Origin of the sequence: Bacillus cereus group sp. MYBK222-1 (assembly GCF_051916425.1) — a bacterium.
Lineage (GTDB): Bacteria > Bacillota > Bacilli > Bacillales > Bacillaceae_G > Bacillus_A > Bacillus_A paranthracis.
This window is the reverse complement of the sequence record NZ_JBQAGP010000006.1, coordinates 122,019-135,636: the sequence shown is the minus strand read 5'-3', so window position 1 is coordinate 135,636 and position 13,618 is coordinate 122,019. Positions and strand designations below refer to the sequence as shown.

The following is a 13,618-nucleotide window of genomic DNA, read 5'->3' as shown; positions in this document are numbered from 1 at the left end:
TCCTAGCATCTATATACATGCCAGGAGCTATTTTTTATTTACAACCTTTTTAGTGCTATTAATAACAACCAATTCCTTCCCCACTCTAAAATTAAAAGATTTGATGAATCATCTTTATTACAACAGCTAATGTAACAGATGCAGCAAATCCCCCTAAACAAATAAGACCGACACCTTGGCTATATGATAAATTTTGAAGTGCTTTCATCTTTTTCATCCTCCCTATCTCCCCTTCGTTATTTTTATTTTACCAATGGAATAATTTTCATAACATCGATTTTTCTGACAAAAAACTTACAAATTTGTAAGTTAATATTTTCTAAAACTTATGTATCTATTATGTCCACACTCGCCCCTTTTATACGTCAAAAAAGACCTCGAATTATATCAAGGTCTTGCTTACACTACAAAATATTTCACTCAATTTATTTAATAATCATCACCGGACATTTCACACGCTTTGCTATTTTATGACTGACACTACCAAGCACCATTTCTTGCAATGTATTTAACCCTCTACTCCCAGCAATAACAAGATCTATATCTCCTGTATTTACGTATTGAACAATTGTATCTCCTGGATCGCCATGTAATATCGTAATTTTATAAGAAATGTTCTCTTTCTTTAATAAACCTTCAATCTCTTTCAATTTATCTTTTCGACTAGCCGTTATTGTTTCTAAATCTGTTTGACCTTGTATAATATCTGATTTTGCTGTTCTATTATCTACTACGTACACAACTTCAACATTTGCTTCTTCGCTACATTTCGCAATATATGTTGCATGTTCCGCTGCTCGAAGTGCATGTTCAGAACCGTCACATGCTAATATAATTTGTTTATACATATGCTGAATCCCCTTTTCGTTATCCTACTCGTATTATATAATAAAGCCCCCTAAAAAGGAGGCTTCTAACTAGCAATTCTTTTATTATAAGTAGCTAAATTAGTAACAAGTTTTGCACTACGTTCATTTAATCCCGTTATACTTACTTTCACGCCACTTTGTTCATACTTCATGATAACTTTATCAATTGATGCCACTGCTGAATCATCCCATACATGTGCATGAGTAAAATTCATCTCAATTTCTTTTACATCTTCATCAAATGAAAAAGCATTTATAAAGTCTGCCGTAGACGCAAAGAAAAGTTGACCGTGAATTTCGTATATTTTCTTATTTTCAATATATAAATGTTTCACGTGAATCTTTGCCATATTGAATGCAAATAAAACCGCACTAATTACTGTTCCGATAATTACACCTAATGCTAAATTATGTGTAATTAAGACAATCACAACTGTTACGATCATAACAAATGCATTCCCTTTTGGTACTTTATGAATCGTTGTTACAGAGTTCCAATCAAATGTTCCGATTGAAACCATAATCATAACTGCAACTAAAGCTGCCATCGGAATATGAACAACATAGTCCCCTAAAACGAATAGTAATACGATTAAAAATCCGCCCGCTACAAACGTCGATAAACGACCGCGTCCACCTGATTTAATATTAATAACAGATTGTCCAATCATTGCACATCCTGCCATTCCTCCGAAGAAACCAGCAACAATGTTTGCAATACCTTGCCCACGTGCTTCTTTATGTTTATTACTTTCCGTATGCGTCATATCATCTAAAACTGAAGCTGTTAATAAAGACTCTAGTAAACCGATAATTGCAAGCATAACTGCGTACGGTAAAATAATCCCTAATGTCTCAAGTGTAAAAGGCACGTCTGGAATACTAAAGAACGGTAATTCTTTCGGCAAACTTCCCATATCCCCTACTGTTTTTAACTGTAATCCGCTCATAATTGCAATACTTGTCACAATAATAATGGAAATAAGTGTCGATGGGACAGCCGTCGTAATACGTGGAAATACATATATAATTACAAGTCCTAATGCGACAAGCGCGTACATTTGCCAAGTTGCATTTTTAAAATGTGGCAATTGTGCTGTAAAAACTAAAATTCCAAGTGAATTTAAAAAACCACTCATAACAGATTTCGGAACAAACTTCATAAATGAGCTCAGTTTGAACACGCCAAAAATAATTTGGACAATACCTGTTAATATTGTTGTAGCAAATAAATATTGCAAACCATGATCTTTAACAAGCGTTACCATTAACAATGCCATTGCACCTGTTGCAGCTGAAATCATTCCAGTTCGTCCACCAACAAATGAAATGGTAACGGCAATACAAAAGGCTGCGTACAACCCAACGGTCGGATCCACGCCTGCAATAACAGAGAAAGCAATTGCTTCAGGGATTAACGCTAAAGCAACAACTATTCCTGATAGCACATCCCCTTTCACGTTGGAGAACCAATCATTTTTTATCGTCTGAAACAAAATACCACTCCTCTACTCTTTTATCATTTGATTTTCTCCGTAAGAAAATCAAGGCCGACTGCACGAAGGTTATTATATAACGAGTAGAGGATTTTGTGCTATGTAAAAGTTTCCTAAAGAAAAAGACCCTACCTTAGTAGCGCCTTTGCTCCTTTTATTAGTGCCCACCGTGCCCTTGACCACTTTCTTGCACAATCTCTAATCTCTCATCTAATATTCCTTGTGTTTCAAATGAAATATCACTCGTACTTCCTAATAGGAAGCCGTGGTTATACGGGCCAAGTGTTGGGTCATCTTTAAACTTCGGTTGAATAGTAGCAAGGAAATCATACACTGGTTGTGAAGCTTTTCCTTCCTCTAATAAGATAACGGGGGCATGTTTACCCATATGTGAAAATGGTGCTCCTGCAACTGCTAAGTCTGGTGTTTTGCTTGAAACAAATGATACACCGTGACCTGGTTTTGTGAACCCCCATCCAAATTTTGTTTTTTCATCTTTAAACTTTGCAAATGCAATAGAATTCTCTACTGGAGTCTCTCCACTAATACGCGTTACTTTCCCGTATTTGCTTAACTCTTTTTCTACTTCTTTTGAAATGATTTTTTCTGGTCCTAGTACATATATATTTGCTTTATCTTTTCGCATCTTTAATGCCTCTATCGTCGCTTCTGGCACTTTATTCTTTTCTGTATAAAGTAGTGGTTCTGGCATATGAGAAATCCAGTTTACAGCTGGTGTTGTATATAAATGCCCTTCCTCTTCAGATGAGCCGATAATAACACTATTCGGATAACTACCTGTTATATCGGCATATTCTTTATCCACATCTTTAGCAAATGTAGCTGGATCCGTTTCTTTTATTTGCTTTACTTTATACTCTTTTAATTGCTCAAGGATAGATGCATCGACATCCCCCATCACCATAATTTGTGTTCCATCTTTCGTTCCGAGCGGATTTAATCGTTTTATTTCTTTTAATGTCATTTCGGGTACCTTTTCTTTTTCTATAAATAGAATCGGTCCGTTATTCGGATGATGAATAAGGTCTGCACTTGCAATACCTAATTGCCAGTCTTTTGCTGGTACTAAAATAACAGCGCCTGGCTGATTCTCTTTATGTGTTGCTGGCCATATCGTCTGCGAAGTTAATACTGCCATTTGAAGAGGATCATTTGTGTTTAATCTCGTTACATTTTTTAAACTTATCGTTAATAAATCATTTGATGCCCCTTTGTTCATTTCTTTCGGCGCAGTTACCTCCTGATTCATTTTCATTTCCTTCTGCTCTGTTTTCTTCGCTTCTTTAGATTCATGATTTTTATGATCTGCATTTGTTTGTCCACACGCCGCAAGACCAACTGCTGTAATTATTGTTATCCCAAAAACTCGGGTCATTTTTTTCACTATACCGCCTCCGTATAAATCATTTTCGAGCCAATATGATTACCTAAAATGGAATTTCAACTTTACAATAACAAGCAATTCTGAAGAAATTATGCAGACGCATTACAATCTGCACCATTTCTTCATGATTTTGCATTACAATTTAAGTAAAGATTATATATGGAGGGCTCTCTATGATTGATATACTGCTCGTAGACGATGAACCGAGAATGCTTGAATTATTAACGCTTTATCTTACTCCAATTGGATATAACTGCATATGTGCACGATCCGGAGAAGAAGCGATTTCACATATAGAAAATCAAAACTTTAAATTTATTTTACTGGATATTATGATGCCAAAGATGGACGGATGGGAAACGTGTAAAAAAATCCGCTCATTTAGTAACGTTCCTATCATTATGGTAACAGCTCGTGATCAAACGGTAGATGTCGTCCAAGGATTAAAAATCGGAGCAGATGATTACGTAACGAAACCTTTCCATGAAGAAGAGCTTTTCGCGAGAATTGAAGCTGTTTTAAGGCGAACGAATCAACGGACGCAAATCCAATATCACGGCATTTTATGGGATGAGGCAAAGCATTTCGTTTCTGTCTATAACGAAGAACTTCTTCTTACACCAATTGAATTCTCTTTACTCGGATTATTTTTACGTCATGTGAACTACGTATTGAACCGTGATCAGCTCATTGAACGAATTTGGGGATTAAATACAAATACAGAAGATAGAACTGTCGATTCACATATTCGTAATTTGCGTGATAAATTACGAAAAGTAAATTTCCCTATTGATGATCATTTAAAAACTGTGTACGGAGTTGGCTATCGATGGGTTGATACTTTAGATTAAGGAGCAAAGCAATGAAGCGAATTTCTATTCAGCTCGGATTTTATTTTTTGATTGTTACACTTTTAATCGAAAGTGTTCTATTTGTCTCGCTTTATTATAGTCTTGTCAACAATAGAGTAAATGAAGAAATGACAGCTTTATTAAAGCGCGGAAATAGTCACAGAGATGTCCTTGAAAAGTATTTTGATAAGCAAACAATCTCTCATGTTGCACTAATGGAATCCGAAGCCGAAACCACTGTTGTTATTACAAATGCAAATAAGGAAGTACTAGCTAAATCCAATGAAATAAATACTACTATAAAAAAGCATATTGAAAAGATGCAAACACGGACAGATCATGACGGAGCAATTATAGAGAATCACTGGAAAACATCTAATTATATATGTACGGTTAGTCCCATCATAGTAGCTGGAAAACATGAGGGGTATGTGTATATGTTTCTTGGGACAGAATCCATTGAAAAGTTGGTGAATGGATTAACAAAACAATTCATTATCGCTGGTGCCATCACGTTTCTACTCACAGTCATTACCATTTTTCTTTTATCTCGGTTATTAACAAAACCATTGTTACACATGAAACATGCCACTGAAAAAATGAGTAAAGGAGATTTATCAGTTTCATTAACGACTACTCGAAATGATGAAATTGGTGAACTAGCATCATCTATTCAAACACTCGCAAATGATTTACATTATATGAAAACAGAGCGAAGTGAATTTCTGGCAAGTGTTGCTCATGAATTACGAACACCTTTGACATACGTAAGAGGTTACGCTGACATTGCTTTAAAAGAAACCACATCTCCCAAGCAACGTTTGCGGTATTTATCTATTATAAAAGATGAGTCTGATTACATCACAAACTTAGTTCAAGATTTGTTCTCCCTTGCACAAATGGAACAACATAACTTTTCTATTCAAGTAAAGGAAGTGCATTTACACACCTTCCTTACGCGTATATGTGAAAAAGTAAACGCCATGTATAAAGAAAGGTACATTACAGTTTCTTTCTCTTGTCCTCCTACACTGCTAGTAAACTTAGATGAACAACGATTCGAACAAGTTGTGGTGAATATTTTAAATAACGCTTATAGACATTCAAAAGAGCATTCTCATATAAACATTTCTGTTACAGAAGAACATAAAAGTATTTCCATTGCAATTGAAGATGAAGGCGAAGGTATTCCGCTTAAAGACCTCCCTCACATTTTCGACCGCTTTTATCGAGTTGATAAAGCGAGATCACGAGCTACAGGCGGAACTGGTTTAGGATTATCTATCGTGAAAGAAATTGTAGAGCTGCACGGTGGGAATATTACTGTAACGAGCGAAGTTGATCACGGATCTTGCTTTATTATTTCATTGCCATCTATACAAAAACACGACTACCATCAGTAGTCGTGTTTCTTTATCATTTTACTTTATAATATAAGTTTACAAATTGCCCAAAACGTTTCGTATCCGTTAAAGTTAAATGAATTTCTGGGTTCTTGTCTTGAAATAACGGAACTCCAGAACCTAATATATGCGGTGTAATCGTAACAACATATTCATCAATTAGATTATTCTTAAAGAACTCTCTCAGTAGACTCCCTCCACCGACCATCCATATTTTAGATCCTTCTTGCTCTTTCAACCTTTTTGTAAACTCCACTACATCTTCATTTACAAACTCCACGTGTTCGTTCGAACCTTTTTCTGAGTTAGAGAAAACATAACATTTTTTATCTACATACGGGAATGTTTCCATATGCTCTACTACATAATCGTACGTTCTTTTTCCCATGATTATCGTATCAATTGTTTCATACATTTCTGTATAACCGTTATCTCCCTCTCCTTCTGTTTCCATTAACCACTCTAAATCATCATTTTCTTTCGCAATATATCCATCTAAGCTCGCCGCAATAAATAAAACTATTTCACGTGACATATCTTTTCCTCCTTGCATCTCATCTTGATAATCATCTTGATAACATATGATGTAAACAATATACTAACAATAAAACATGACAATTTATGTCATGTTAAAAAGAAAAAAGGTGATACATTTGTCAAAAGCTAAACGCTTATTAGATATTCTTATATTTGCTTCTGCCAAAAAGACATTTACAGCGCAAGAAATAGCTGATGAATTTAATATCTCCGTTCGTACTGTCCATAGATACATTTTAGATTTAAGTGATATGGGGTTGCCCATTTACGCAGAACAAGGTCGTAACGGCGGCTATAAAGTATTAACGAATAGAGTCATTCCACCTATCTTATTTACGGAAGAAGAAGCAGTCTCCATCTTTTTTGCTTTTCAATCTTTAAGTTACTATCGAGACTTGCCTTTTAACACAGAAATCAATTCCGTTACACATAAACTGTATAGCTCCCTACAACATGATGCGAAAGTGAAAGTTGATAAAATACGTTCTTACATCGCCTTTTGGAATCCGAAGCGTACAATTGATACACCTCTTTTAAACGAAGTACTAACTGCGGCTATTGAAAATAAAAATTTACAATTTCAATATGAATCTAAATCGGGGATAAAAACAAAACATGTTCATCCTATCGGTGTATATGCTCATGACGGACTATGGTACTTACCATCCTATGACTTCAGTAGAAAAAAAGTATTACTGTATCGCGTTGATCGTATTCTTTCTATATTATCAACGGAAAAAAATGAAAGTACATTCATGAATTTAGCAGAATGGTTTGACTCTAGCTCTAACGTCGTACACATTCCTACGCAGTTACATGTTTTACTGACAAAAGAAGGTGTGCGCCAATGTAAAAGCGTGCCTTACCTTGAAGAATTCGTTGTAGTAAACGAGGACGGGACAGGATATATACATTCAACAATTGATAAAGGTGAAATAAACTTTATTATCCCTTTATTTTATAGACTTGGAAAAGATGCAAAAGTGTTAGAACCGAAAGAATTAATAGATGGTTTACGTATACGTGCGAAAGAAATTTTACATATGTATGAAGACGAAAAAAGCTGCTAGATGTAAGCAGCTTTTTAGTCTCTTTGTTACTATTGACGAATATCAATCCACCAACGATGTTTCGCATTCATATTTTCAGTGTCGCCAGTCCCTCTGTAATTGAAAGCATCCAAAAAGATTGAATCTAGTTTATCCTCATCTACAAAATAACCTAAGTTAACCTTCACCGTTTCTCCTGGTCGGATACTACCAATATTGTAGAAGCTTTTTCCATCTCCATGAGGCTCTAAATAATCAACTTCGCCTGTCATAATATTTTTTTCTGCGATTCCATCTTCTTTAGCGTAGTTCCATGCATTACCTTCAAATTTAAGCTGTTTTATAGATGGATGCATATAGATTTCTTCTGTCGACTTTTTACCAATATTTTTTACTGTTGTTTTTAAGTAAACAAACTTAGGATTAATTAATTTTGTTTCTACTAATTTATGAATTGAATCTTTACCATTTCCAAGTTTATATACATCGCGTCTATATGGTATCAATTGTCCCTCTTGATCCAAAGCTTGATTCTTGCTTAATATCTCTAGGCCAAGTTCATTAAAGTTCTCTTGTTTAAAATCTTTGATTGAATCAAAGACTTCAACTTTTTCTATCACATATTCAATTTGGCTGTTATCCATAGATATCGTTACTGGAACCTTTTGCCCTATATGAAATAGTCGTTTGCTATCCTTCTTCAAAGGAATTACCTTAGTTGTTTTACTTTCTTGGCTAAAATACTTTTTATCATAATCGCTTATATATGATGACTTTTCTTTTGACGTGGGCTCAAGTGAAATGCTCCCTAGCACATCTATCATTTGTTCTTCGTTTATATCATTTCCAATATAACTTTGTAACATAATTCCTTCTTCCTCAAAATAGAGAAAAATTACTCTATTAAACATTAAATCTTTATTACCATTTTCTCTATGAACAATTACTGCCTTCTTACCATTTATCTCTTTTTCTTCATAACTTTTCGAGTACAGAGTTGGAAAATCTGAATTCCCTCCTACTCTCCAAAGAACGAATGAAAATCCCCCCATTGCGTAGTTATCTTTAAATGAATATTTCATAGCACTATCATCAATTGCTTCCATATTTTCTGGCAATTTACCTATTTTCAACTTATACCACTTATCACTCTTTTTTGAGTCCTTGTTTGATACCGAAACATTTACTTCGTAATTTTGTTTTTGGACAATCATATTATAGACTTTCACTGCACCAAAAACGGTTGTCGGCATACCAATCAATAAGCAAGCAGCAGCGATTAACATACGATGTTTTTTACGCTTTTTCTGTGGCTTCTCGTCTTTCAGCTTCATTTCTTCCATAAACAATTTCTTTTTGCGCGTATATGTATGTGAAAATTCATGTTGTTCTTCGAGTTTATCAAAATCATCTAAAGCAATTTTTTCAGCAAGTTCATATATTTCTTTGGAGTTCTTTGAATTCGTCATGTTGTATACCTCCTATCATATTTTGGACTCTTTTTCGAGCACGCTCAAACTGCTTTCGGACATTAGCCTCCGTTATCCCCATGACGCTTGAAATTTCTTGATACGTTAAGTTATAGAAGACTTTATACTTAAACACCTGTTTGTTAGATTCATTTAACTCTTTTAACAATGCATCAATTTGAACCTCGGACATTACACGTTTTTCCCACTCTTCAATATTTTCATCTACTGCTTCTGCTGATTCTCTTTCATATTCTTCTAAAAATGTTTCATGTCGTCTATTTTTCCGGTAGCTATCAATCGCCTTGTTTTTCGCAACCCTCAAAATGTATCGTTTAAGCTCTTCAGTACTCAAGCTATGGAGCTTTTCCAAGTTCTTATAAAGAGTAATAAACGTCTCTTGAACTGCATCTTCTGCCTGCTGAATATTATTTAAAATAGAATAAGCTACATAATAAATCTTTTGTTCATACAACTCATATAGCTCTTCCATCTTTTCATAATCGTTGTTTGTAACTTTCATATAATTCCTCCTCTCACTCTATATAACGAATGAGCACCATACTTTGTGACACTGCAAAATCTTTTTATAGATAAAATTTAATAATAGAATAAACAAAAGCCCAATTTCTCTATTTTAACTGAGAAATTGGGCTTTTGTTTATTAGAATTTTCCTGAAAACTTCTTTAAAACATCCCTCTTACACTTTTTCATTAAGCAGTATTTGCTCTATCGCCCCTTTTAATAAGCGCTTAGTCTCTTCAAAATTATGATTCTGCTTTTCTCCCGATTGTACCGTATAAAATTCAGCAAACGAGCGCTCTTTATATCTTGGTACGACATGCATATGGTAATGTGTTAACTCGTTAAATACTCCACCATTTTGACAAACTGTAACTCCATCTGGTTTATATAATGCCTTAATCGCTTTTGCAATAAGCTTAGAAGCATCCATAATGGATTTTGCTACAACATCATCTAATTCATCTACTTCTACAACATGCTGTTTTGGCACAATTAAAGTATGTCCTGGATAGAAAGGTGCATGATCTAAAAAACATGTTACATACTCATCTTCGTATACTCTGTAAATTTTCTCCTCTTCGTTTGCTAATTTACATCCTAAACATTCCATCATACTTCCCCCCCTCTCTAAAACAGAAAAACGTGAGAGCCGTATTCTCACGTTTTTCTGTTTTACTTTATTAGCTCAATTGTTTCCGTAACTTTTATACTATCCTTTACAGATTGAACAATTGTGCAATTTTTCACTGCAAGCTGCAACGCCTTGTCCAACTGCTCTTCTGTAATGTTTTGTGCTTTAATTTTATAATGCAAATGAACACTTTCAACTGGTTTTGATAAAGCATCACTTCTACCAATTTCCGTTTCAATTGTAAACGTATCGTATGGAATACGTTTCTTTTCTAAAATTGTTCGAAAGACAATTGCACTACATCCTGCGATTGAAGAAATAAGTAATTGTAACGGTGAATACCCGTTTTCTTTTCCAATCGCTAATTGACCATACGATAAATCTGCCTCAATATCATCTTGTTTGATGGTTAGTTTCATTTGTTGTCTCCACCTTCATCGGTTTCTGCCGTTTCTTATTTATATAATAATATATGTAGCAGAAAATGATAAATGGAATACCACAATATAACGCCATTCTTTGTTCTGGAATAAACGCTAAACTAATAACAACGATACTATTTGTAATTAAAGCTAAAATAGGAACAATTGGATATAACGGTGTTTTATATTTTAAGTCCTCTAACTTTCCTCCGCCTTTTATATACTGACTTCTAAAGCGCAATTGCGACAGGGCAATAATGATCCAACTTGAAACAGCTGATAAACCAGCTATAGATAATAAGTACATGTATACTGTATCTTCTGCAAGGAAACTTGTTAATAAAGATAAAGCAGCTACAGCAATTGTTACGACTAGCGCTGTAATTGGAATACCACGCTTATTTACTTTCTGGAAAGACTTTGGTGCCATTCCTTCATTTGCAAGTGACCATAGTATACGAGTTGCCGCATATAATCCTGAATTCGCTACAGATAGTAACGCTGTAATAATAACGAAGTTCATTATATCAGCTGCGTATGGAATACCGATTTTATCAAATACAACTACAAATGGACTTTCAATTACCCCTGCTTCTTTCCAAGAAATTAATCCTACTAAAATCGTCATTGTTAAAATGAAGAATAACATAATGCGCCATACTGTATTACGGATTGCACGTGGAATTGTTTTTTCAGGCTCTTCGCTTTCTCCCGCTGCAATCCCGATTAACTCTGTTCCTTGGAACGAGAAGTTCACTGTAATCATTGTAAGTAATACGGCAGCTAGTCCATTCGGGAATAATCCACCTTCGCTTACAAAGTTAGAGAAAAGAGGTGCTGCTTCTTTTCCGTCATATGATATAAACCCTAGTAACGCACTACCACCAAGAACTACAAAGGCAAGAATGGTAACTACTTTAATACTAGAGAACCAAAATTCTAATTCAGCATAACTTTTCGCCGAAATTGCGTTTGAAGCATATAAAATAACACCGAATACAAGACACCATACCCAAACATCAACATTCGGAAACCATCTTTTCATCATTAAACCGATTGACGTTAATTCTAATCCTACTGTTACTGCCCAGCCAAGCCAATAGAGCCAGCCGATCATAAAGCCCGTTCCTGGTCCAATAAACTTCGTCGCATACTTTTGGAAAGAACCTGAAACTGGCATCGCTACCGTTAACTCTCCAAGACAAAGCATTGTTAAATACATAATAAATCCGCCTACTAAATATGAAAGGATGGCTCCCCCTGGTCCAGCCTGATTAATGGTGTAACCTGAACCTAAGAAAAAACCAGTTCCGATTACACCACCTAGTGCGATCATAAATAAATGTCTACTCTTCATCGTACGATGTAATTTCTCATTCGTTGGTTGCTGCATCTAAATCCTCCCCCTACCAATACCCCTATATCTTGTTAAAATTTTCTGATAATAAAAATATACACGAAAGCGATTACATTTTCTATATAAAATTAAAACTTTTCTGATAAAATAATATAAAAAATTGAATTATTGCAAGATTTAGATTCTATTTAGAGGAAAATAAGGAGAAACAAGGAAAAACCCTTACATATATTGTAAGGGTTAACGGAGTTCTAACCTTCTCGATAAAATTGATAAACTATAGTTTACAATAAAGTACATACAAGCTACTACTATAAACGTTGGAATCATATAATTTACATTTTGTCCGCTAATAATTTGAGCATTATGCATAAGCTCTGGGAGTGATATAACGACTGCTAGCGCTGTATCTTTCAGCAATGAAATAAACTGACTGACAAGTGGCGGGACCATTCTTCTTAATGCTTGTGGTAAAATAATGTGCCAAAGTGCTTGCACATACGTTAATCCTGAAGATCTTGCAGCCTCAATCTGTCCTTTTTCAATAGATAATAGGCCACTTCGAACAATTTCAGATATCATTGCAGCTTCAAATATTGTTAAAGCGACAATTACGGCTGTTATAATTTCTAATTTCAAGCCTGCTTCTGGAAGTGCAAAATATGTGAAAAATATAATTAAAAGTAGTGGTAAGTTTCGAATTACTTCAACGATAACTCCTAATATTTGTGAGAAGACGGGTATTTTTGTGTACCGTACAATCCCTATTACACTACCGATAATAAAGCTAAGTACAATCGCTACGAGTGCTACCTCTAATGTGATGAGTAATCCTTTTAATAAAAAGAGAATATGATCTCCTGTAATTGCTCCCTTAAAATCCATTTACACCGCCTCCTTTGCTAAGCGTTTTTCTAAATAACGCACTAGCATACTGAGCGGAATTGTTAATATTAAATAAAACATCCCGACAAATATATACACATCGAACGTAACAAACGTCTTCGTTGAAATTAAATCTCCTTGATACATTAAATCAGCACCAGCAATAATTCCGAGTATAGAAGAGTTTTTTACTAAATTGAGAAATTGATTTCCTAAAGGAGGGATTACGATTTTCATCGCCTGGGGTAAAACAATATAATACATTCCCTGTACATACGTTAATCCTGAGGAACGTGCTGCTTCCATTTGACCTTTTGCAACGGATAAAATACCAGCGCGAATGACTTCCGCAATAAACGCTGCAGTATATACGGTAAGCGTAACTGTTCCTGCTACAAAACCATTTAAAGTAATTCCTACTACAGGTAAAGCGAAATAGAATATGAATGCAATTAATACGAGCGGAATATTTCTTACAAATTCTACAATAGCAGCTCCCAACCAATTTAAAATGCGAATTGGTGCAATACGCATTACCGCCAATACTACCCCTAAAATAAAACTGCCTATTAATGCGATTACACTAGACAACACTGTATATTTAAAACCCTCTAAATACATATCAATGTTATTCGTTAATATAGAAAAATCAGGCACATATTCTCCCCTCTTTCTTTACAAGAAGAGGATGAGTACTCTCATCCTCTCACTTTTACTA

15 protein-coding genes are annotated in these 13,618 nt (G+C 34.8%); 3 read left to right on the top strand and 12 right to left on the bottom strand.

Annotation, left to right across the window (positions count from 1 at the left end; all coding sequences use genetic code 11):
- Positions 1 to 91: 91 nt before the first annotated feature.
- The 4 genes from ACTFR9_RS22125 to ACTFR9_RS22110 form a co-directional block, all read right to left on the bottom strand.
- The gene (locus ACTFR9_RS22125) at positions 92 to 217 is read right to left on the bottom strand and encodes a DUF4027 family protein (protein ID WP_000738299.1); all 126 of its coding nucleotides are present in this window, start codon (positions 215 to 217) and stop codon (positions 92 to 94) included.
- 208 nt (positions 218 to 425) lie between these two features.
- On the bottom strand, positions 426 to 848 hold the full coding sequence (locus ACTFR9_RS22120) for a universal stress protein (protein WP_000277994.1): 423 nt from the start codon (positions 846 to 848) through the stop codon (positions 426 to 428).
- Between the two features lie 65 nt (positions 849 to 913).
- Positions 914 to 2,365, bottom strand: a complete 1,452-nt coding sequence (locus ACTFR9_RS22115) for a SulP family inorganic anion transporter (RefSeq protein ID WP_073536223.1) — start codon at positions 2,363 to 2,365, stop codon at positions 914 to 916.
- A 157-nt stretch (positions 2,366 to 2,522) separates the two neighbouring features.
- On the bottom strand, positions 2,523 to 3,770 hold the full coding sequence (locus ACTFR9_RS22110) for a cell wall-binding repeat-containing protein (RefSeq protein WP_109630462.1): 1,248 nt from the start codon (positions 3,768 to 3,770) through the stop codon (positions 2,523 to 2,525).
- 173 nt (positions 3,771 to 3,943) lie between these two features.
- On the opposite strand from ACTFR9_RS22110, the gene ACTFR9_RS22105 reads away from it, so the two are divergent.
- Both ACTFR9_RS22105 and ACTFR9_RS22100 read left to right on the top strand, forming a co-directional pair.
- Entirely contained in the window at positions 3,944 to 4,621 is a 678-nt protein-coding gene (locus tag ACTFR9_RS22105) for a response regulator transcription factor (RefSeq protein WP_000565459.1), read from the top strand.
- An 11-nt stretch (positions 4,622 to 4,632) separates the two neighbouring features.
- Positions 4,633 to 6,024: a sensor histidine kinase gene (locus ACTFR9_RS22100; protein ID WP_109630465.1), complete on the top strand. Its 1,392-nt coding sequence runs from the start codon at positions 4,633 to 4,635 to the stop codon at positions 6,022 to 6,024.
- Positions 6,025 to 6,037: 13 nt separating this feature from the next.
- Here the strand turns inward: ACTFR9_RS22100 and ACTFR9_RS22095 are convergent, their stop codons facing one another.
- Positions 6,038 to 6,559 (bottom strand): dihydrofolate reductase family protein, encoded by a 522-nt coding sequence (locus ACTFR9_RS22095; protein WP_000085793.1) that lies wholly within the window; start codon positions 6,557 to 6,559, stop codon positions 6,038 to 6,040.
- 76 nt (positions 6,560 to 6,635) lie between these two features.
- On the opposite strand from ACTFR9_RS22095, the gene ACTFR9_RS22090 reads away from it, so the two are divergent.
- Entirely contained in the window at positions 6,636 to 7,631 is a 996-nt protein-coding gene (locus ACTFR9_RS22090; protein WP_001996681.1) for a helix-turn-helix transcriptional regulator, read from the top strand.
- 29 nt (positions 7,632 to 7,660) lie between these two features.
- Here ACTFR9_RS22090 and ACTFR9_RS22085 read toward each other — a convergent pair whose 3' ends face one another.
- The 7 genes from ACTFR9_RS22085 to ACTFR9_RS22055 all read right to left on the bottom strand — a co-directional run bounded on the left by ACTFR9_RS22085 (position 7,661) and on the right by ACTFR9_RS22055 (position 13,557).
- Positions 7,661 to 9,079 (bottom strand): ECF-type sigma factor negative effector, encoded by a 1,419-nt coding sequence (locus ACTFR9_RS22085; RefSeq protein WP_000185094.1) that lies wholly within the window; start codon positions 9,077 to 9,079, stop codon positions 7,661 to 7,663.
- A complete protein-coding gene (locus ACTFR9_RS22080) occupies positions 9,045 to 9,602 on the bottom strand; it encodes an RNA polymerase sigma factor (RefSeq protein WP_000869279.1) in 558 nt (185 codons plus the stop codon). The genes ACTFR9_RS22085 and ACTFR9_RS22080 overlap by 35 nt, the downstream gene beginning before the upstream one ends.
- 178 nt (positions 9,603 to 9,780) lie before the next feature.
- Positions 9,781 to 10,218: an HIT family protein gene (locus ACTFR9_RS22075; RefSeq protein WP_000969618.1), complete on the bottom strand. Its 438-nt coding sequence runs from the start codon at positions 10,216 to 10,218 to the stop codon at positions 9,781 to 9,783.
- A 59-nt stretch (positions 10,219 to 10,277) separates the two neighbouring features.
- On the bottom strand, positions 10,278 to 10,655 hold the full coding sequence (locus tag ACTFR9_RS22070) for an OsmC family protein (RefSeq protein ID WP_000778858.1): 378 nt from the start codon (positions 10,653 to 10,655) through the stop codon (positions 10,278 to 10,280).
- Complete coding sequence (locus ACTFR9_RS22065) at positions 10,630 to 12,051, bottom strand: amino acid permease (RefSeq protein WP_109630468.1); 1,422 nt, start codon at positions 12,049 to 12,051, stop codon at positions 10,630 to 10,632. The genes ACTFR9_RS22070 and ACTFR9_RS22065 overlap by 26 nt, the downstream gene beginning before the upstream one ends.
- 204 nt (positions 12,052 to 12,255) lie before the next feature.
- Entirely contained in the window at positions 12,256 to 12,900 is a 645-nt protein-coding gene (locus ACTFR9_RS22060; protein WP_000345989.1) for an amino acid ABC transporter permease, read from the bottom strand.
- Positions 12,901 to 13,557: an amino acid ABC transporter permease gene (locus tag ACTFR9_RS22055; protein ID WP_001112659.1), complete on the bottom strand. Its 657-nt coding sequence runs from the start codon at positions 13,555 to 13,557 to the stop codon at positions 12,901 to 12,903.
- Positions 13,558 to 13,618 lie beyond the last annotated feature (61 nt).